We start from the raw sequence: 19457 nt of genomic DNA, 5'->3' as shown, positions 1-19457 counted from the left end.
GACAGTCCCGGGCGTTTGACGAAATCAAATATTCAAGAACCGGCCGCGCAGTCAGCCTATCCGATGGCGGCCGCCACTGCGTCTACCGCCGCGCTGGCCTTGGTCCCGTCCGGGCCACCGGCCTGGGCCATGTCGGGCCGTCCGCCACCGCCCTTGCCGCCGATGGCTTCGGAGCCAGCACGCACCAGATCGACCGCCGACAGTCGCGATGTCAGATCCTCTGTGACGCCGACCACAATGCTGGCCTTGCCGTCTTCGCTGACTGCGACAAAGGCCGCCACGCCGGATCCAAGCGACGCCTTGGCGGCATCGACCAGCCCCTTGAGCTCCTTCGGCGCCACACCGGTAACCACCTTGCCGAGATATTTCACCCCGCCGATGTCGCGGCTTTCATCGCTGCCCGCGGCACCGCCGCCGCCCAGCGCCAGCTTCTTGCGTGCTTCGGTAAGCTCGCGCTCGAGCTTCCTGCGCTCGTCCATCAGCGCTTCGATCCGCGAGGGAACGTCTCCGGGCTGCACCTTGAGCAGTGATGCTGCCTGCCTGAGCTTCTCGTCCTGCTCGCTCAGGTGCTGGCGCGCGGCATCGCCAGTCAATGCCTCGATGCGGCGCACCCCGGCGCTTACCGCGCTGTCCGACAAGACCCGCACCAGGCCGATCTCGCCGGTGGCGGCGACGTGGGTGCCGCCGCACAGCTCGACCGAGTAAGGACGGTTGGCCTTGACCCCGCGCATGGCCGTGCCCATCGACACCACCCGCACCTCGTCGCCGTATTTCTCGCCGAACAATGCCATGGCGCCCTCGGCAATGGCGTCATCGACCGCCATCAGCCGCGTTGTCACCGCGCTGTTCTGAAGGATGATCTCGTTGGCCATGGTCTCGACCTCGGCCAGTTCTTCCGCTGTCATCGGCTTGGGGTGAGAGACATCGAACCTGAGCCGCTCGGGCGCAACCAGCGATCCCTTCTGCGCCACATGGGTGCCAAGCACCTCCCGGAGCGCTTCATGCAGAAGATGGGTGGCCGAATGATTGGCGCGGATCTTCGCCCGCCGGGAATGATCGACGGCCAGCTGCGCCACCGCGCCCTTCGTCACGGCGCCCGAAACCACCTTCGCCCGGTGCACGAACAGGCCTTCGCCACGCTTCTGCGTGTCGCTGACTTCGAGCTGGTAGCCTTCGCCCGAAATTTTGCCCTGGTCGCCCATCTGGCCGCCGGACTCACCATAAAACGGCGTCTGGTTGACCACGACATCGACCAGGTCACCGGCTTGCGCTGTGTCCACCTGCTTGCCGTCGCGGACCAGCGCCTGGATCACGCCCTCGGCGGTCTCTGTATCATAGCCGAGGAAATCGGTGGCGCCGGCCTTGTCCTTGATCTCGAACCAGATCGTTTCGGTCGCCGCATCACCCGAGCCGGACCAGTGCTTGCGCGCCTCGGCCTTCTGACGCTCCATCGCCTCGCTGAAACCCGCCGTGTCGACATCGACGCCGCGCTGCCGGAGCGCATCCTGGGTCAGGTCGAGCGGGAAGCCATAGGTATCATAGAGCTTGAAGGCGGTCTCGCCATCGAGCCGGTCGCCCTCGCCAAGCTCGGCGCTGGCTTCGTCAAGCAGGCTGAGCCCGCGTTCCAGCGTCTTGCGGAAGCGGGTTTCCTCAAGCTTCAGGGTTTCCGAGATCAGCGCTTCGGCACGCTGCAGCTCCGGATAGGCGCGGCCCATCTCGGCCACCAGCGTCGGCAGCAACCGGTACATCAGCGGATCGCGCGCACCGAGAAGCTGCGCATGGCGCATGGCCCGGCGCATGATCCGGCGGAGCACATAGCCGCGGCCCTCATTGGACGGCAGCACCCCGTCAGCAATCAGGAACGAGGCCGAACGCAGATGGTCGGCAATCACCCGGTGGCTGGCTCGGTTCTTGCCCTCGGCGGGGACGCCGGTGGCATCCTCCGAGGCAGAAATCAGCCGGCGGAACAGATCGATGTCGTAATTGTCGTGCTGCCCCTGCAACAGCGCCGCAATGCGCTCAAGCCCCATGCCGGTATCGATCGACGGCCGCGGCAGGTCGACCCGCTCATCGGTCGTGATCTGCTCGAACTGCATGAAAACCAGGTTCCAGATCTCGATGAAGCGGTCACCGTCTTCATCCGCCGAACCGGGAGGCCCGCCCCAGATATGATCGCCGTGATCGTAGAAGATCTCGGAACAGGGGCCGCATGGTCCGGTATCACCCATCGCCCAGAAATTGTCATTGGTCGGGATCCGGATGATCCGGCTTTCGGGAATTCCGGCGATCTTGCGCCACAGATCGAAAGCATCGTCATCGGTGTGGTAGACCGTGACCAGCAGCCGCTCCTTGTTGATCGCGAAATCCTTCGTCAGAAGGTTCCAGGCAAGCTCGATCGCGCGCTCCTTGAAATAGTCGCCAAAGGAGAAATTGCCGAGCATCTCGAAGAACGTGTGATGGCGCGCGGTGTAGCCGACATTGTCGAGGTCGTTGTGCTTGCCGCCGGCACGCACGCATTTCTGCGAGGTCGCCGCCGTCGAATAGGGACGGTGTTCGAGTCCCGTAAAGACATTCTTGAACTGCACCATGCCCGCATTGGTAAACATCAGTGTCGGGTCATTGCGCGGCACCAGCGGGCTTGAGGCCACAACTTCATGCCCGTTTGTCTTGAAATAGTCGAGAAACGCCGACCGGATTTCGTTCACGCCACTCATGATCAACCCTTTGTCTGATAGGCAGGCAGTCCCGGAAACCGTGCCAGATGACCGTTCCGGAGTCCGCATCGCGACTTGCGGACCGCCGCTTTTATCGTTCGCCCGGATGCCTGTCCAGACGCCAGCCGCCGCACGCTCAACGGAAAACCGGCCCCAGGCCCTTCAAGGGACCGGCGACCGGCTCAAAACAGCGCGATGGCTGCGAAAACGGCCTACATTTCGGCCGCACCATCGCTGTCGTCGTTATCCTCGCCGCCACTGCGGCCATCCTCGAGGAACTTCTCGGCGATCAGCCCGGCGTTCTGTCGGAGCGCCAGTTCGATCTCGTCGGCCAGCACAGGATTGTCGCGCAGGAACTGCTTGGCGTTCTCGCGCCCCTGCCCCAGCCGCTGGCTGTTGTAGGAGAACCAGGCGCCGGATTTCTCGACGATGCCGGCCTTGACGCCGAGATCGACCAGTTCGCCCATCTTCGACACGCCCTCGCCATACATGATGTCGAACTCGACCTGCTTGAAGGGCGGCGCCATCTTGTTCTTGACCACCTTGACCCGGGTCTGGTTGCCGACCACCTCGTCGCGGTCCTTGACCGAACCGATGCGGCGGATGTCGAGGCGCACCGAGGCGTAGAATTTCAGCGCATTGCCGCCGGTGGTGGTTTCGGGAGAGCCGAACATCACGCCGATCTTCATGCGGATCTGGTTGATGAAGATCACCATGCAGTTCGACCGCGAGATCGAGGCGGTGAGCTTCCTGAGCGCCTGGCTCATCAACCGCGCCTGCAGGCCGGGAAGGCTGTCGCCCATCTCGCCCTCGATTTCAGCCCGCGGCGTCAGCGCCGCCACCGAATCGACCACCAGAACATCAAGGGCGCCCGAGCGGACCAGCGTGTCGGTGATTTCAAGCGCCTGCTCGCCATTGTCGGGCTGCGAAATCAGCAGGCTCTCGAGATCGACGCCGAGCTTGCGGGCATAGACCGGGTCGAGCGCATGCTCGGCGTCAATGAAGCCGCAGATGCCGCCCTTCTTCTGGGCTTCGGCGATGGTCTGAAGCGCCAGCGTGGTCTTGCCCGAGCTTTCAGGCCCGAAAATCTCGATCACACGGCCACGCGGCAGGCCGCCAATGCCGAGCGCGATGTCGAGCCCCAGCGAGCCGGTCGGAACCGTCTCGATCTCGACCACGCCCTCATTGGCGCCGAGCTTCATGATCGAGCCCTTGCCGAATGAACGTTCGATCTGGGAAAGTGCGGCGTCGAGCGCCTTGCTTTTGTCCACGGATTTTTCCTCTACCAGCCGCAAAGAGTTCTGTGCCATTCGGTCCACCTTTAGGTTATCGTGCCATCGCAAGCAATGAGTGCTCGTTTGTCCAATTTGTACCCTATTTGTTCCGACTTCGCAAGGCCACATCAAGGCACTGAAATACAATGACAAATCCCTTCATGTTCTTTTTTTGTTTTTCAATTGCGGAGAGAGCTGCCGCAGGCGGGGCGGCGGTCAATCACCATTGCTTGCGGCGCGGGGCGATTCGCCCTGGCGCGGCTCTGGGGGGACATTGAGATGGCGCGCATTCTGGCAATCGGCGGCGCCCATATCGACCGCAAGGGCTGGCTTTCGGCCCCGCACCAGCCCGGCGCCTCCAATCCCGGCCGCTGGGAGACCGAGGCCGGCGGCGGCGCCTTCAACGCGGCGCGCAACCTCTCCCGGCTCGGCCACCAGGTCACCCTCGTCGCCCCCCGCGGCGGTGATGCGGCTTCCGACATGGTTGCCCGCGCGGCCGACGAGGCGGGTATCGAGGATTGCCCGCTGACCTTTCTCGACCGCGCCACGCCGAGCTACTCGGCGATCCTCGAGCCAGACGGCAATCTGGTCACGGCACTGGCCGACATGGCGCTCTACGATCTCATCCCGGCGCGCCGGCTGCTGACGTCGCGGCTGCGCAAGCGCCTCACTGGCGCCGATCTGCTGCTGATGGATTCCAACCTTCCGGCAAGCGCCCTCATCGCGATGGCCGAGGCTGCATATGAGCGCGGCCTGCCGCTCGCCGTCATTGCCGTTTCCCCGGCCAAGGTGGTGCGCTGGAAGCCAAGCCTGTCGAAGATCAGCTGTCTCGCCATGAATGCCGCTGAGGCCGCAGCCTTGACCGGCGCGCCGGCGCAATCGCCCGATGACTGGCAGGCGATGCTTTCTGCGAGCGGGCTGAAAGGCGGCCTTGTCTCCGCCGGCGCGGGCCCGGTGGCGGCCTTTGCCTCCCTGCCCTCTACCACCGCATCCAGCGTATTGGTGCCGCCACCGCTCGACGATGTCCGCGATGTGGTCGGCGCCGGAGATGCCCTCGCCTCGGGCTATCTCGACGGCTGGCTGGCAGGAGACACAATCGGCGACAGCCTCACCCGTGGCATCGCGCTGGCCCGGCTGATAGCATCGGTGCGCGGCCCCGTGCGGCAGGATTTGTCACGCGAGCTGCTTGCGCAGGCGCTCCAGACCATGCCAAAGCCGGCCCAATACGAAAATCCCGCTGCAGGAGCCCCCGCATGACAGCCCCCCTCACCATCGAAACCACGCCGGAAGTGAAGGCCGCCCTGTCGGCGGGCCGCCCGGTGGTGGCGCTCGAATCCACCATCATCACCCATGGCATGCCCTGGCCGGGCAACCGCGACATGGCGCTCGAGGTCGAGGCCGTCATCCGTTCGGAAGGCGCCGTGCCCGCCACCATCGCGGTGATCGACGGGCGCCTGCATGCGGGCCTAGACGAGGCCGCCATCACCGCGCTCGCCCAGGCGAAAGATGTGATGAAACTCTCGCGCGCCGACTTTGCCTATGCGCTGGCCGAAGGCCGAACCGGCGCGACCACGGTCGCCGCCACAATGATGGCGGCCCACCTCGCAGGCATTTCGGTCTTTGCCACCGGCGGGATCGGCGGCGTGCACCAGGGCGCTGCGGAAAGTTTCGATATCTCCGCCGATCTCGATGAACTCGGCCGCACCCCGGTCATCGTCGTCTCCGCCGGCGCCAAGGCCATTCTCGACATTCCCAAGACACTTGAAGCACTGGAGACCCGCGGCGTGCCGGTGGTGGCTTACGGCCAGGACGCCATGCCCGCCTTCTGGTCGCGCGAGTCCGGCCTGAAGGCCCCGCTCAGGCTCGACGACCCGGCCGCCATCGCCCGTTTCGAGGCGACCCGCCGAATGCTCGGCGGCCATGGCGGCATGCTGATCGCCAACCCGGTGCCGGTCGAAGACGAGATCGCGGCCTCCGAGATGAACCGCCACATCGCCGCGGCCCTGGCCACCGCAAAGGCAAAGAGCATCGAGGGCAAGGCGGTCACACCGTTCCTGCTCGGCGAGATCCTGAACCTGACCGATGGCGCAAGCCTCAAGACCAACATCGCGCTGGTGCTCAACAATGCCCGCCTCGCCGCCCGCATCGCAGCCGCCCTCGCCTCCCCCGCCATCTGATCGCCCGCCGAACCAGCCAACCGAGAGGACATTCACGATGAAGCCACCCCGCCGCACCGGCAGCGCCTTCGAGCGCGCCGAAGCCGCCTTCAAGTCCGCAACCACCAAGCCGGTTGAGGCAGCGTCCAGGCCCGCGCCCAAGACCATTGGCGTGCCTGAAGGCAAGGAAACGGTCTCGATCCGCCTCGACCGGGCCGTGCTCGAGCATTTCCAGGAAGACGGTCCCGGCTGGCAGGACCGCATCAACGCGGCACTTCGCATCGCCGCGGGGCTGGAAGGGGAATAGGGTTCGGCGTCCGGTGATAAGTTGGCCCGCTCCCGGAATTCCGTCATCCCGGCCTTGAGCCAGACAAGCGAAGCGACGTCGCAGACAGCGGGATCCGGTGACCCGACGTCTGCCGGGTCGAAAGACTGATTCAGCCCAGGGAGTTGGGCTGGCTGGATTCCGGAACAGGTCCGGAATGACGGGGGATGATTGCCATTGCGCGCCCTGACAATCCCCTTGCAGCCCCCATGAGTTCCGCGACAACCGCTATCGCACCATCAGCAAATCCCTCAGCCCCCAGCCCGACACAAAAAGACCCGGCCGCTTGCGCAGCCGGGTCCGGTGTCGCCTCAAACGATCTGTTCGTCGCTGATCAGCTCAGCGGCGAGATCTGGATTGTCACGCGGCGGTTGGCGGCACGGCCGGCCTCCGTGCCGTTGTCGGCGATCGGCTGGCTTTCGCCAAACCCTTGCGTGAAGAAGCGGCGCGGGTCGTTGCCCTGCGAGATCAGGTAGCTCGTTACCGACTGCGCCCGCTGCTGCGACAGTGTCAGGTTGTAGCTGTCCGACCCGGTCGAGTCGGTATGGCCTGCCACGTCCACCAGCGAGCGGTTGAACTTCTGCAGCACCAGCGCCACCGAATTCAGCGTGTCGTAGAACTGCGGCTTGACCGCCGACTGGTCGGTATCAAAGGTGATGTTGGAGGGCATGTTGAGCACGATCTTGTCGCCAACTCGGGTCACCGACACGCCGGTGCCCTGCAATTGCGCGCGCAATTGCGCTTCCTGCTGGTCCATGTAGCCGCCCACCGCGCCACCGGCGAGCGCGCCGATGCCCGCGCCGATCAGCGCGTTGCGGCGGTCGTCGCCGCCGGCCAGCGTGCCCAGCGCCGCCCCGCCGAGCGCGCCAAGCGCCGCGCCGCCGGCCAGGTTGGAAACCTTCTGCTGACCGGTATAGGGATCGGTCGTGCAGCCGGAGACGAAGACGGCGGCAAGCGCCGCGATCAGGAGTTTGGATTTCATGATGGCCCCTCTTGGCGAAACTCGAAAATCGGACTTTAGCGGAAAATGCGGCAGGATGATGAATATTCTGTCACCGCAAAATTAACCCTGTGCCGGGCGGCGCTGCCCCTGCGCCCCGCTCCGCCTTCCTTTTGTGTTCCGCTGCGCTCTCCTCTCGTCATCCTCGGCCTCCGAGCAAGACAAGCGAAGCGACGTAGTGCCTCCGAGGATCCATTCCGTGATCCATCCACGTGTCACTTTGTTTGGAGAGACAACGGAATGGATCCCAGGGTCGCGGCCCTGGGATGACGACGGGAGGTGCAGCAATCACCCGCGCCCAACGTCCAGCCATTCCAGAAATCGCTGCCCTCCGCCAGCGGATTGGGATTGTCCGTGCCGCGATAGGAGATGACGGTTTCGCCGTTCCACTGATAGGCGACCGCGTAGAAGCCGGCGGCTTCTGCTATCCCCTCGATATCTTGTGCATCTTGAACAACGGTTGCATTTCCGATCTGTGATCCAACCCGGCCCAGACCATCAGAATCTACGCCATCAACGACATTCTGCCCATCGCCAATGCCTGCATCGTAGCCACGGTTGTAGGCATCCATCGACAGAATGGCCAAGAACAGTTTAGGCGAGATACTCGTGGTCATGATCAATTGCTCCTGAGATATCCGATTTCGGGCGGCAGCGTATTGGTGAATGGATTTTTTGGATCTGTTCGGTAGGCGGAAAGATTGTCCAACCACCCCAGCACCGCCTCCACCCGGCCCATGGTCACCGGCTCGTCGGTGATCGCAAGCGTGATCGAGGAGAGCGCATAGCCGGGGCCGAACTGGGCTGCGAGATCGTCGGGATCGACGCGTTGAACGCTCGCCGGGTCATTGATGTCGGCGAAGGTGACCAACAGCGGGTAAGCCTCGACCGGAAGGACAAGCGGCTCCTTCAGTCCGAGAATGGCCCGGCTGTTGTCCTTCATGCTGGCGCCGCGGCCATCCTTGTTGCGGAACTGGTAGAGCAGCTTGCTGTCCATGCCCTTGAGCAGCGTAAACAGATAGCGCCCGTTGCCGAGCTTCACCACGGGAGCTTCCCCCGTCAGATTGAAGCCGCCGCCCTTGGCATCGCCTACGATAAAGGGAATGCCGCCGCTCCACGAGACTTCCATGACGCTTGCGCCGGACACTTCGCCATTCGGGGTTGCGACCGTGACTGTCACCTTCTGCTGCCAGCTGACATCATTGCCGCAGCCGGCCAGCCCCGCGACGGCCAAGGCCAGTACCAAACCCGTCCAAAACCCGCGCCAGTCACTCATGCGTACTGCCCTCCACTCTCGTCATCCTCGGCCTCCGAGCAAAACAAGCGAAGCGCCGTCGTTGCCTCCGAGGATCCATTCCGTGATCCTCCGGTATACCGTTTGTCTGGAGAGATATCGGAATGGATCCCAGGGTCGGAGCCCTGGGATGACGAATGAAGTTGATGCGCCCAGAATCGACGATGTAGCCCGCGCTTGGCCTGTGTCTCCGTCGCTTCTGACTCATCGCACCCCCGCCCTCTGCAACCCAGAGACGAGCACCGTTTGCCATTGCGCACAACCCGAAATTCTATTGAGCCTGCTGGTATGCTTGACGGTCCGTTAGCACCGGCCCGCTCGAAGCGCCCGCAGATTTGCGCCCCGCCTCAGGCGTCCAGCATCTCGCGCACCGCCGTTGCCAACTGCTTGAGCGAGAACGGCTTGGCGAGGAAGCCGAACTTGGCGTCGGCGGGCAGGTTTTTCGCGAACGCGTCCTCGGCATAGCCTGAGACAAAGATGAACTTCATGTCGGGGTAATCCTTGCGCAGCTCGGTCAGAAGCGTCGGCCCGTCCATCTCCGGCATCACCACGTCGGAGACGACGATGTCGACCTTGCCTTCGAGCTCCTGCAGCACTTCCAGCGCCTCGACGCCGGTGCCGGCCTCGTGCACCTCGTAGCCGCGGGCTTCGAGCATGCGCTTGCCGCCGCGCCGCACCGCCTCCTCGTCCTCGACCAGCAGCACCACGGCCGAGCCGCCGGTGAGGTCTTCGGGTCCGTCCGAGCCTGCCTTTGCGGCTGCGCCAGGCGAACCCTCGGCAGCGGCGCGGCCGGCGGCGGCCTCGGCTTCGGCCAAAGCTGCCGCCTTCTCAGCCTCGTCCTCAACGTGGCGCGGCAGGTAGATGCGGAAAATGGTGCCCTGGCCCACTTCGGATTCGGGATAGATATAGCCTCCCGACTGCTTGACGATGCCGTAAACCATCGACAGCCCCAGCCCGGTGCCCTTGCCGACATCCTTGGTGGTGAAGAACGGCTCGAAAACCTTTTCCATCACCTCCGGCGCGATTCCCGTGCCCTGGTCGGCAACCTCGATCAGCACATAGTCGCCCACTTCCATGCCGCGGTGGTTGAGGCCTTCGACCTCGTCGGCCTCGACATTGCGGGTCCTGACGGTGATCGTGCCGCCCTCGGGCATGGCGTCACGGGCATTGACCGCCAGGTTGATCAGCACCTGCTCGAACTGCCCCAGATCGGTCTTGACCGGCCAAAGGTCGCGGCCAAATTCGAGATCGAGCTTCACATTGGTGCCGGTCAGCCGGTCGACCAGCATTCGAAGGTCCCCGATCACATCTGTCATCGACAACACCGTCGGCCGCATCGTCTGCTTGCGCGAGAACGCCAGCAACTGCCGCACCAGCACCGCGGCGCGGTTGGCGTTGCGCTTGATCTCGATGAGATCGGCAAAGCTCGAATCAGCTGGCCTCAGCGACATCAGCAGGTGATCGGCGGACAACAGGATCGCCGTCAGCACGTTGTTGAAGTCGTGCGCGATGCCGCCGGCGAGCGTTCCCACGGCATTCATCTTCTGGGTTTGCGCCATCTGCGCTTCCAGCGCCTTTTGCTCGGTGGTCTCCACCGCATAGATGATCGCGGTCTCTTCCGGCGCTTCTTCCGAATGTTCGATCACCGCGTTGACGTAGAAGCGGAAATGCCGCTCCTCGTTGTCGGCGCGGCGGCTGTCGATCGGCGCGATGTCGCCCTGCTTGTCGGCCGCCTGGGAAAGCGCGTCCTGAAAACTCTTGCGGTCATCCTCGCGCAGCACGGTCTCAAACAGCGAGCCGCGCTCCATGTCGTCGCGCGTCACCAGGCCGTGAAACATCTGCAGGAACGGTCCGTTGGTCCTCAGGATCTTACCGTCGCCGTCGACCGAGGCGATCGCCATCGGCGTGTTGTTGAAGAAACGGGTAAAGCGCATCTCGGCGCTTGCCGCATCGTGCACGCCCGAGCCGCCCTCTTCGCGGCTGATGACGATGGTCCGGCTTTCGCCCGGCGCGCCGTCGCGGGTGGCCGAAACCCGGTGCACCAGCCGCACCGGCAGGCTCTGGCCGTTGGATTTCAAAAGATCGAGATCAAGCTGCGCGGTGCGGTTGAGGCCCGGTTCGGCCTGCACCGATTCCACCAGCGCCATGCCGGCGCCGGCAACCAGGTCGCGCAGCATCACCTTGCCCGGCAGGAACGAGGTCAGGTCGATGCCCAGCCAGTCGGCCAGCGTCGCGTTGAGATAGACGATCTCGCCGTCGCGGCCCGCCGAAAAGAAGCCGACCGGCGCATGATCGAGATAGTTGATGGCGTTCTGCAGCTCCTTGAACACCATTTCCTGCTCGGTGCGCTCATGGCTGATATCGGACAATTGCCACGCCATCAGCGTGACGTCCTTTTCACCCGAGGCGACCGGCCGCCCGCGCAAGCGGTACCAGTGGCCGGCATCGGTGCTTTCCTGGCCGGCGCCCAGCGGCTGCGGCATGCGGAACTCTTCCTGCCCCTCGCGGCCCTCGCGCATGGCGTTGGTCAGCCGGTAGACGGCTTCGGCCGATTCCCGGTGGCGCGACAGGATCGCCTCTATCGACTGCACGTCGCTCGCACTGGTCGAGCCGGTCAGCCGACCGTAGGCGTGGTTGGCATAGATCACCCGGCCCTTCTGGTCGGTGACCAGCGTGCCTTCGGGATGGGTGTCGATGAAGGCGCGGGCCAGCGGGTCGGCTGTGGTTTTCGGCATGATGTCGACGAAGCCGATCACCGTGGAAACCAGGAAGAAGATGCCGACCACGGCGAGCACGCCAAGAATGCCGAGCATCAGCTCGTTGTTGAGCTTGTCCTTGAACAGGAAGAAGGTGACCGACGCGCCGATCATCACCAGCGCGAGGAAGATCAGCCTCGACACCGAGCGTGGTTTTGCGCTTCGGTCTACAAGCGCCGCCGGGTTGCCGGCCGCAGGTGTCGTCTCGGTCATGAATCGCTCTTTCGCCCCGCCACGGATCCGTCCGGTTTGAATCACATTCCGCCGCTGATGGAAAGCCCAAACACGGCTGCTTGCGGTTTGGCCGCCCAGTTTGCCGGAGAATCCGACGCCGTCCGGCGACCGCGAGGCATACCCTCGCCACATTTCACACCATATTGGATAAATCCCGCGCGCCGCTTGTGGACCGGGTGCAAAACAAGTCAAATACATTCTGGTCACGATCAGATCCGGAAAACGACCCGGATTTCATCGCCAAATCTGGACTGAAACAGGAGGACACCGGATGCCGGACAATCTTTTGGGCGGCCAGGGTGCAACTCTGCTGACCGCCATCATCATCGTCGCCGTGGCGCTTCTGGCCCTGGTCGGGGTCTTCTGGCTGATCCGCAACCGCGCCGCCTCGACCTTCATCCGCGGCGGCAAGAACCGCCAGCCCCGCCTGGCCGTGCTCGATGCCACAGCGGTCGACACACGCCGCCGGCTGGTGCTGATCCGGCGCGACGATGTCGAGCACCTGGTCATGATCGGCGGTCCGACCGACATCGTCATCGAAAGCCGCATCACCCCGCACGACGACATGCAATCCGCGCAGGCAGCCCAGCCGCGCCAGCAGCGGGCAGCACCGCCTGCGCCGGAACCGGCGCGCCCTGCCCGCGCCGCTGCCCCGGTCCAGGCCGCACCGCAACCACCCGAACGGCAGGCCCGCTCGGCCGACACCGCCGCCCCGACGCCGCCACAGGCCCGGCAGCAGCCGGTTTCGGCGCCACTGGCGGCAGCATCCGCAGGCGCCGCCGCTGCCCCGGCAGACAGCGCCCGCAGCGAGGCGGCGGACCTGCTGGAAACCGCCCGGAACAGGGTTTTCGAGGAGCCGTCCTTTGAGGACGCCGGCCTTGATGAGGACCTGTCAGCCGCCCCGAAACCGGCGCCGCCTGCGCAAGCCCGGCAACAGCCCGCACCCGCTTCGCGTCCCGAGGTTTCCCAGGCCGCATCGCCGGGCGCAAGACTGGGCGCCGGACCGGGCACCGCAGCCGCCGACCCGATCCAGGCCAAGGCCGTCGATGTGCTTGACACCGTCAGGACCCGGGTTTTTGAAGAACCGAGTTTTGACGAGAGCGCCTTTGACGAACTGACCTCCGCGCCGCAGCCGGACCCTGCCCGCGCCACCCGCCCCGCTCCCTCGGCATCGGCCGCTCCGCCAGCTTCTGCGCCTGCGGCGGCATTGGCGGCAACCGGCTCCGGCATGGCAACCAGCCGCCCGGCTCCGGCGGCCGAGCAGCCTGCCGCGGCCTCTTCCGACTTCGAGACCGTCCTCGCCGCGGAACTGTCGCAGGACCTGACGATCGAGCCCGCACAGGACAGCCTCATCACCGCGCATTACAGCGAGCACCAGCTCGACCCCGAGGAAGCCGAACTGCTCGAAGCCCCGGAAGTCCAGCCGGAAACACAGGAATCAAGGGACTCGCTCGAGGCCGAGATGGAACGGCTGCTTGGCGACATGTCGCGCAAGACCTGAGAGTGGAACTGCTCGCCTCCATAGAACGGCTTGACCCGCCCGGCGCAGGTATGGTGCCGGACTGGATCTGGCTTGCCGCAACCTGGTTCGGCGCTGGGCTGCTGGCGCCGTTCCGGGCCGGGCTCGCCGTCTTCGCGGTGCTTCCGATGCTGGCGCTGGCAATCGCGCTTCCAAGATACGTCCTGCCGGTCCTCGCCGTTGCGATCTTCCTCGCCGGCGTTCATGTGGCAACGGAGATCGAACTGGCGACCGGCGACAAGGACGACCGCCGGATCGTGATTGACGAGGTCGCCGCATTCGTCCTCGGAGCCGCCATCATTCGCCAGGCGGGATGGAAAATGCTTGTGCCGTTCGCGGTCATCTTCCTGTTTCTGGACCGGCTCAAGCCCTGGCCGATGGCCTATGTCGAGCAACTGCCCTCGGGCTGGGGCGTGATGGCGGATGACCTTGTGCCGGCAGTGATCCTCGGCGTGCTGTTCATGGGCGTTCAGACCCTGATCAAACGACGGACGACCTGAACCCGGCCTCAGCGCAGCAGACCGATGTGAGAGTGCGCAAGCCCGTTCAAGCCGCGTTGGGGGAATCCGGAGCCTTGCTGACCAGCAGCTTGTCGATGCGGCGGCCATCAAGATCGATGATCTCGAAGCGCCAGCCTTTCGCCGTAAAGCTTTCGCCGAGCGCAGGCAGGCGCTTCATTTCGTCGATGGCGAAGCCGGCCACAGTCTCGTAGTCGAAATCCTTGTCGAGCGAGAACCCCATTTCATCGGCAAACTCGTCAATTGGCATCCAGCCCGAGACGAGAAAAGAGCCGTCTTCACGCTCCAGCATGGCGGCCTCCTCGGTGGTGTCCTCACGAAACACCCCGGTGATCGCCTCCAGCACATCGCCCGACGAAATGACCCCTTCAAAATGGCCGTATTCGTCATAGACCAGCACCATGTGAGAAGGTGACTTGCGCAGCGACCCGATCACATCCATCGCTCCCGACCGGTCGGACACCACCGGCGCGTCGCGCATCAGGCTGCGAACGTCAAGATTGGCGCCCTGCAGGAAGGCGTCCAGCGCATCCTTGACGAAGATGACACCGATGATCTCGTCCGTGGGCCCGTTTCGAACCGGAAGGCGGGTCCGGTTCGAGTTGCGCAACTGCTCGCGGATATCGGCCGGATCATCCTCGATGTCGATGACCTCCACCTCGCGGCGCGGCGTCATCAGACCGCGCGCCGTGCGATCGGCAAGCCGCATGACGCCCGATATCATTTCCGATTCCGCTGTTTCGATCACACCGGCGCTCTGCGCCTCGGCCAGCACCGAACGGACCTCCTCGTCGGTCATCCTCTGGTTTGTTTCACCCTTTTGGCCCAGAAGCGCCAGAACCGCCTTCCCCGAGGCGTTCAGCAGCCAGACCAGAGGCAGGGCGACCCTCGACAGCATCGCCATCGCCGGCGCGACCTTCGCCGCCACGGCTTCCGGCGCCCGCAAGGCGATCTGCTTGGGCACCAACTCGCCCACGATCAGCGACAGATAGGTGATGGCCAGGACGACCGAACCGACGCCAAGGGCATCCGCCATCACGTCCGTCAGACCCCGGGCTTCGAGCCAGTCCGCCAACCGCGCGCCCAGCGTCGCACCCGAAAACGCGCCGGACAGGACGCCGACCAGCGTGATGCCGATCTGCACCGTGGACAGGAACCGTCCCGGATCCTCCACCAGGCGAAGCGCCGTGGCGGCTCCCGTGCTGCCCTGGTCGGCGAGCAGCTTCAAGCGAACGGGGCGCGAGGAGACGACAGCCAGCTCCGACATGGCGAGAACGCCATTGATCAGAATAAGGACGATGACGATAGCGATTTCGATAAACACGCGAGGTCCATTGAGTGGGTCTGGATGTCCGGTAACGCAACAGCGCCGGACTCCGGGATGCCGATGAGCCGGCCAATCCTCCCATCCTTGCATGGGAATGAATACTCACCAGGCGAAAGGACGTCGACCCCGTCGATATAAGATGCCTACCCGGACGTGAGCAATGCATCCGTGAAAATTCTGTCGCTGGCGCCTGCCGAGCTCGAAGACCGCCCCGGCTTCAATGCTCGTCCCAAGAAAGGCCACAGCCCAAAACGCCAAAACCGGCCAGAAGGCCGGTTATGCAGTCCTGTACCGATCCATCGCAACCCGATTACTCGTCGCGGTAGACCTTCTCCCGCCGCTCGTGGCGTTCCTGCGCCTCGATCGACAAGGTGGCGATAGGCCGGGCGTCAAGCCGTTTCAGGCTGATCGGTTCGCCGGTTTCCTCGCAGTAACCGTAGGTTCCGTCGTCGATGCGCGCCAGAGCCGCATCGATCTTGCCGATCAGTTTGCGTTGACGGTCGCGCGCCCGCAATTCAATGGCGCGATCCGTCTCGGACGATGCGCGATCGGCCACATCAGGGTGGTTGGCACTTTCCTCCGCGAGATGGTCAAGCGTCTCGCGAGCCTCCTTGAGAATGTCATTCCGCCAGTCAATCAGCTTGGCCCGGAAATAGGCCTTCTGCTTGGCGTTCATGAAATCCTCGTCATCCGAGGGCACATAAGAGGAAAAATCGAAGTCTTCACTCATGACGATTCTCCCGGCTAAGCCATTCCGGGGGGTGTATAGCCAGACGGGGGCATTGGTACAAGCGGTAAAGTAGCGTTTCACGGCAATTTCATTGAACTGTCAAACTGTGCCAATGCGATGAAAAAAACCAGCTTTTACGCCTGAAAAGCCCCGAAATCCGGTCGCGATTCGGTGAAATCGAGCCAACTGACGCGAGCGGTCGGGCTACATCCGGCCAGACGCGACGAATGCTGCAGTGCACTTTGTGCTTTTGGTCAATTGAAGCACCGCCGCAAATAGCTACATTCACAAGATGAGCCCGGCACCCGATACGAATCTGCGTGTTTTCCTGGTCCGCCACGCCCACGCGGCATGGGGACTTCCGGGCATGCGCGATTTCGACCGGCCGCTGGACGAGCGGGGCCGCGAGGAAGCCGCCCGCCTCGCCGCCGCCATCTCGGTCAACGGATTTGAACCCGATCTCGTACACTGCTCCAACGCCCGCCGCTGTATGGAGACATTCGAGATCCTGAATGCCAGCACGGGTGCCAATCTGAAGGTCGAGTACTCCGACGCGCTCTATGCGGCCAATCATGACGCCTATCTCGACCTGATCGCCGCGGCCGGCAACGACACCATCCGCTCACTGATGATCATCGGCCACAATCCGATGCTTGAGGACACCGCCCAGGCCCTGCTGCAGGACGATCCGGCAAGCTTCGAGACAGCGCTTGGCTCTGGCTTTCCAACCGCCGGGCTGCTGATCGTCGATTGCGGGCAAAGGGGCGTCAACGCCGTGCGCGGCGGCGCGAGCTTCGTCGGCCGGCTCTCCCCGGTCGACGCCTGACGGTCGAGGCCTGCCCCGGCTTTCACCGCTCCCGAGCGTCCCAACGCGGCAGCATCGCAATTGCCTTGCGTGCTTTTAATCGACCGGGCCATCTCCTATATCGGTAAAAGCAATTCGGAGCAGTTTCCAACGTGTCATCGCCCATAACCAGTTTCACCGACGAGGCCCTGATTGCCTTTGACACGCTCGCGGACCGGGCAAGCAATCTGATCCAGCCGACGCTGAGACTGGGCGTTACCGGGTTGTCCCGGGCCGGCAAGACGGTTTTCATCACGGCACTTGTGCACAACCTGCTGCATGGCGGCCGCCTGCCGATGTTCGAGGCTGCCCATTCCGGCAGGCTTGCCCGCTCCTTTCTCGAGCCCCAGCCCGACGACGCGGTGCCGCGGTTTCAATACGAGGATCACGCCGCCCGCATGATCAGCGATCGCATCTGGCCCGACTCCACCCGCGCCATCTCGGAATTGCGGCTGGTCGTCGAGTATGAATCGGCCAGCGGCTGGAACCGCTTCTTCTCCGGCGGCAGGCTCTGCCTCGATATTGTTGACTATCCCGGCGAATGGCTGCTCGACCTGCCCCTGCTCGGCCAGGATTTCGCCGCCTTCTCGCTCAATGCCGCCTCGCTGGCCCGGTCCCCGGTGCGTGCCGACCTGGCTGCGCCCTGGCTCGAGAAGGCCGGCACCATCGATCCGCATAAACCCGCCGACGAGGCCGATGCGCGTGAACTGGCCCGTCTCTTCACCGACTATCTCAGGGCCTGCAAGCAGGACGAACGGGCGCTGTCGACGCTTCCCCCCGGCCGGTTCCTGATGCCGGGCGATCTCGACGGATCCCCGGCGCTGACCTTTGCGCCGCTGCCCAACCTGCCCGACACGCCCGCCCCCAAAGGCTCGCTGATGGCGATGATGGAGCGGCGCTACGAGAGCTACAAGTCGGTCGTCGTCAAACCGTTCTTCCGCGAACACGTGGCCCGCCTCGACCGGCAAATCGTGCTGATCGACGCCATGCAGGCGATGAATGCCGGCCATGAGGCGGTCATTGATCTCGAGCGCGCGCTGTCGGATGTGCTGTCCTGTTTCCGCCCCGGCAGCGGCAGCCTGCTGACCAGCCTGGTTTCGCGCCGCATCGACAAGGTGCTGATCGCGGCCACCAAGGCCGATCACCTGCATCATGAAAGCCACGACCGGCTCGAAGCCATCGCCCGCCGCATCGTCGAGCGCGCCTCGAGCCATATCGGGTCGTCAGGCGCCGATATCGAGGTGCTGGCCATGGCGGCGGTCCGGGCTACCCGGGAGGCCACGGTCAGGCAGGATGGCGAAGAGCTTCCCGTCATCGTCGGCACCCCGCTTGACGGCGAGCGCATTGGTGGCGAGCTGTTCGACGGCAAGCGCAAAACGGCCATTTTTCCCGGTGACTTGCCAAAGAACCCTGATGCATTTTTCAAGGCGGTAGATGCAGCATCCAAACCACCGCTGCCCGACATCAACATCGTCCGTTTCCGCCCGCCACTGATCGAGGAAACCGAAAACGGCATCAAGCTGTCCTTGCCGCATATTCGCCTCGACCGGGCCTTGGACTATCTCCTGGGAGACCGCCTGGCATGACCACCGGCAACGACGCCAATTCCCCCACCCGCAAGCCACGGTCCTTCAGGGTGAATGAGCCGGAAGGCAAGACAGCTTCCGCACCATCCGGCGAAGAGCCCCGGACAGAGCAAAAACCGCGCAAGCCAGCGGCCATCCCCGTCACGGTTTCCATGACGTTGGAGGAAGACGACCCGTTCCTGTCGCAGCCGGAAGAGCTTGACGGCCTGACCCCGCCACCCGCGAAACCCCGCCGCCGCCGGATGACCCCGGGCAAGATCCTTCTGGCCAGCCTCGGCTTCCTTCTGGCCCTGGCCTTGGGCGTCTGGACGGACGCTCTGATCCGCAGCCTGTTCGAGCGCATTCCCTGGCTCGGCTGGGCCGCGATTGCGGCAGCAGCCATTGCCGCCGTGGCGCTGCTGGCGCTGATCATCCGTGAGATCATCGGCATCCGCCGCCTGGCCAAGGTCGCGCATCTGCGTGAGGCCGTCGCGGCAAAGTCCCGGTCGGCGACGCCGAAGGAGGCCCGCGCGCTTGCCGGCGAAGTCTCGGCGCTGATCGCCGTCAATCCGCTCTCGGCGCGCGGCCGGAAGAACCTCGAGGCGCTCGATGACGAGATCATTGACGGCCCGCACTATCTGGCCTTTGCCGAACGCGAGCTGATGACGCCTCTCGACCGCCAGGCCCGGCAACTCACCGTCAACGCGGCCCGCCGGGTGTCCGTCGTCACCGCAGTCAGCCCGCGCGCCTTCGTCGATCTCGCCTATGTCGGCTTCGAGGCCATCCGCCTGATCCGCGCCATGGCCGAGCTTTACGGCGGACGGCCGGGCGCCATCGGCATGATCCGTCTGTTCCGCGATGTCATCGCCCATCTGGCCGTGACCGGCGCCATCGCCGCCGGCGACAGCCTGATCCAGCAGGTGGTCGGCCATGGCATGGCAGCGAAGCTCTCTGCCCGGCTTGGCGAAGGCGTGATCAACGGGCTGATGACAGCCAGAATCGGCATCTCGGCGATGGACCTGTGCCGCCCGATGCCGTTTGCAGCACTCAAGCGGCCCGGCATCGGTGACTTCATGTCGGACATCGCGGGCTTTGCCGGCAAGTCGGCGGGCAGCGGAAAAAGCACCGACGGGCTATGAATTTCCCCGAAACTGTGGATTAATCGGCGCCGATTACGGTCCATTAACCATTCTGGGTCACT

At 64.4% G+C, this 19457-nt stretch carries 16 protein-coding genes; 8 read left to right on the top strand and 8 right to left on the bottom strand.

The window, feature by feature from the left end:
* Positions 1–56: 56 nt before the first annotated feature.
* Together alaS and recA are read right to left on the bottom strand one after the other, a co-directional pair.
* On the bottom strand, positions 57–2714 hold the full coding sequence (gene alaS / locus SPHINGO391_RS08575; RefSeq protein WP_152008442.1) for an alanine--tRNA ligase: 2658 nt from the start codon (positions 2712–2714) through the stop codon (positions 57–59).
* Between the two features lie 212 nt (positions 2715–2926).
* Positions 2927–4024, bottom strand: a complete 1098-nt coding sequence (gene recA / locus SPHINGO391_RS08570) for a recombinase RecA (protein WP_152008441.1) — start codon at positions 4022–4024, stop codon at positions 2927–2929.
* 243 nt (positions 4025–4267) lie between these two features.
* Between recA and SPHINGO391_RS08565 the strand changes: the two genes are divergently transcribed.
* Genes SPHINGO391_RS08565 through SPHINGO391_RS08555 form a run of 3 tightly spaced genes read left to right on the top strand, consistent with a single transcriptional unit; the run spans position 4268 to position 6451 of the window.
* Positions 4268–5245 carry a carbohydrate kinase family protein gene (locus SPHINGO391_RS08565; RefSeq protein ID WP_152008440.1) on the top strand — a complete coding sequence of 326 codons (978 nt, stop codon included), beginning with the start codon at positions 4268–4270 and terminating at the stop codon, positions 5243–5245.
* Positions 5242–6165 carry a pseudouridine-5'-phosphate glycosidase gene (locus SPHINGO391_RS08560; RefSeq protein WP_152008439.1) on the top strand — a complete coding sequence of 308 codons (924 nt, stop codon included), beginning with the start codon at positions 5242–5244 and terminating at the stop codon, positions 6163–6165. The genes SPHINGO391_RS08565 and SPHINGO391_RS08560 overlap by 4 nt, the downstream gene beginning before the upstream one ends.
* 37 nt (positions 6166–6202) lie before the next feature.
* On the top strand, positions 6203–6451 hold the full coding sequence (locus SPHINGO391_RS08555; protein WP_152008438.1) for a BrnA antitoxin family protein: 249 nt from the start codon (positions 6203–6205) through the stop codon (positions 6449–6451).
* Between the two features lie 352 nt (positions 6452–6803).
* Here the strand turns inward: SPHINGO391_RS08555 and SPHINGO391_RS08550 are convergent, their stop codons facing one another.
* The 4 genes from SPHINGO391_RS08550 to SPHINGO391_RS08535 all read right to left on the bottom strand — a co-directional run bounded on the left by SPHINGO391_RS08550 (position 6804) and on the right by SPHINGO391_RS08535 (position 11732).
* Complete coding sequence (locus tag SPHINGO391_RS08550) at positions 6804–7451, bottom strand: OmpA family protein (RefSeq protein ID WP_152008437.1); 648 nt, start codon at positions 7449–7451, stop codon at positions 6804–6806.
* A 233-nt stretch (positions 7452–7684) separates the two neighbouring features.
* A complete protein-coding gene (locus SPHINGO391_RS08545; protein ID WP_152008436.1) occupies positions 7685–8086 on the bottom strand; it encodes a hypothetical protein in 402 nt (133 codons plus the stop codon).
* A gap of 2 nt (positions 8087–8088) precedes the next feature.
* Entirely contained in the window at positions 8089–8745 is a 657-nt protein-coding gene (locus tag SPHINGO391_RS08540; RefSeq protein ID WP_152008435.1) for a hypothetical protein, read from the bottom strand.
* A gap of 365 nt (positions 8746–9110) precedes the next feature.
* Positions 9111–11732, bottom strand: a complete 2622-nt coding sequence (locus SPHINGO391_RS08535; RefSeq protein ID WP_152008434.1) for a PAS domain-containing sensor histidine kinase — start codon at positions 11730–11732, stop codon at positions 9111–9113.
* 292 nt (positions 11733–12024) lie between these two features.
* On the opposite strand from SPHINGO391_RS08535, the gene SPHINGO391_RS08530 reads away from it, so the two are divergent.
* Both SPHINGO391_RS08530 and SPHINGO391_RS08525 read left to right on the top strand, forming a co-directional pair.
* Positions 12025–13254, top strand: coding sequence for a flagellar biosynthetic protein FliO (locus SPHINGO391_RS08530; RefSeq protein ID WP_152008433.1), 1230 nt, complete (start codon positions 12025–12027; stop codon positions 13252–13254).
* A gap of 2 nt (positions 13255–13256) precedes the next feature.
* Complete coding sequence (locus SPHINGO391_RS08525; protein ID WP_152008432.1) at positions 13257–13772, top strand: phosphatidylglycerophosphatase A; 516 nt, start codon at positions 13257–13259, stop codon at positions 13770–13772.
* A 46-nt stretch (positions 13773–13818) separates the two neighbouring features.
* Here SPHINGO391_RS08525 and SPHINGO391_RS08520 read toward each other — a convergent pair whose 3' ends face one another.
* Both SPHINGO391_RS08520 and dksA read right to left on the bottom strand, forming a co-directional pair.
* Entirely contained in the window at positions 13819–15114 is a 1296-nt protein-coding gene (locus SPHINGO391_RS08520) for a hemolysin family protein (protein ID WP_152008431.1), read from the bottom strand.
* Between the two features lie 313 nt (positions 15115–15427).
* Positions 15428–15847 (bottom strand): RNA polymerase-binding protein DksA, encoded by a 420-nt coding sequence (dksA, locus tag SPHINGO391_RS08515; protein WP_152008430.1) that lies wholly within the window; start codon positions 15845–15847, stop codon positions 15428–15430.
* Between the two features lie 292 nt (positions 15848–16139).
* On the opposite strand from dksA, the gene SPHINGO391_RS08510 reads away from it, so the two are divergent.
* The 3 genes from SPHINGO391_RS08510 to SPHINGO391_RS08500 all read left to right on the top strand — a co-directional run bounded on the left by SPHINGO391_RS08510 (position 16140) and on the right by SPHINGO391_RS08500 (position 19395).
* On the top strand, positions 16140–16673 hold the full coding sequence (locus SPHINGO391_RS08510; RefSeq protein ID WP_152008429.1) for a histidine phosphatase family protein: 534 nt from the start codon (positions 16140–16142) through the stop codon (positions 16671–16673).
* Positions 16674–16804: 131 nt separating this feature from the next.
* A complete protein-coding gene (locus tag SPHINGO391_RS08505) occupies positions 16805–18277 on the top strand; it encodes a YcjX family protein (protein WP_152008428.1) in 1473 nt (490 codons plus the stop codon).
* A complete protein-coding gene (locus SPHINGO391_RS08500) occupies positions 18274–19395 on the top strand; it encodes a TIGR01620 family protein (RefSeq protein WP_152008427.1) in 1122 nt (373 codons plus the stop codon). Before SPHINGO391_RS08505 ends, SPHINGO391_RS08500 begins: the two co-directional genes overlap by 4 nt.
* The last annotated feature ends 62 nt before the right edge of the window (positions 19396–19457 follow it).

It is taken from the genome of Hoeflea sp. EC-HK425 (assembly GCF_902498795.1).
GTDB classification, from domain to species: domain Bacteria; phylum Pseudomonadota; class Alphaproteobacteria; order Rhizobiales; family Rhizobiaceae; genus Hoeflea; species Hoeflea alexandrii.
Note: the sequence above shows the minus strand (reverse complement) of the source record. Positions and strands in the feature narration are given on the sequence as shown.

Bases quoted from the DNA above. Each gene is read 5' to 3' on its own strand.
- SPHINGO391_RS08500 (WP_152008427.1), top strand. From the start codon at position 18,274: ATGACCACCGGCAACGACGCCAATTCCCCCACCCGCAAGCCACGGTCC.
- SPHINGO391_RS08540 (WP_152008435.1), bottom strand. From the start codon at position 8,745: ATGAGTGACTGGCGCGGGTTTTGGACGGGTTTGGTACTGGCCTTGGCC.
- dksA (WP_152008430.1), bottom strand. From the start codon at position 15,847: ATGAGTGAAGACTTCGATTTTTCCTCTTATGTGCCCTCGGATGACGAG.
- SPHINGO391_RS08555 (WP_152008438.1), top strand. From the start codon at position 6,203: ATGAAGCCACCCCGCCGCACCGGCAGCGCCTTCGAGCGCGCCGAAGCC.
- SPHINGO391_RS08545 (WP_152008436.1), bottom strand. From the start codon at position 8,086: ATGACCACGAGTATCTCGCCTAAACTGTTCTTGGCCATTCTGTCGATG.
- recA (WP_152008441.1), bottom strand. From the start codon at position 4,024: ATGGCACAGAACTCTTTGCGGCTGGTAGAGGAAAAATCCGTGGACAAA.
- SPHINGO391_RS08550 (WP_152008437.1), bottom strand. From the start codon at position 7,451: ATGAAATCCAAACTCCTGATCGCGGCGCTTGCCGCCGTCTTCGTCTCC.
- SPHINGO391_RS08510 (WP_152008429.1), top strand. From the start codon at position 16,140: ATGAGCCCGGCACCCGATACGAATCTGCGTGTTTTCCTGGTCCGCCAC.
- alaS (WP_152008442.1), bottom strand. From the start codon at position 2,714: ATGAGTGGCGTGAACGAAATCCGGTCGGCGTTTCTCGACTATTTCAAG.
- SPHINGO391_RS08565 (WP_152008440.1), top strand. From the start codon at position 4,268: ATGGCGCGCATTCTGGCAATCGGCGGCGCCCATATCGACCGCAAGGGC.
- SPHINGO391_RS08560 (WP_152008439.1), top strand. From the start codon at position 5,242: ATGACAGCCCCCCTCACCATCGAAACCACGCCGGAAGTGAAGGCCGCC.
- SPHINGO391_RS08535 (WP_152008434.1), bottom strand. From the start codon at position 11,732: ATGACCGAGACGACACCTGCGGCCGGCAACCCGGCGGCGCTTGTAGAC.
- SPHINGO391_RS08530 (WP_152008433.1), top strand. From the start codon at position 12,025: ATGCCGGACAATCTTTTGGGCGGCCAGGGTGCAACTCTGCTGACCGCC.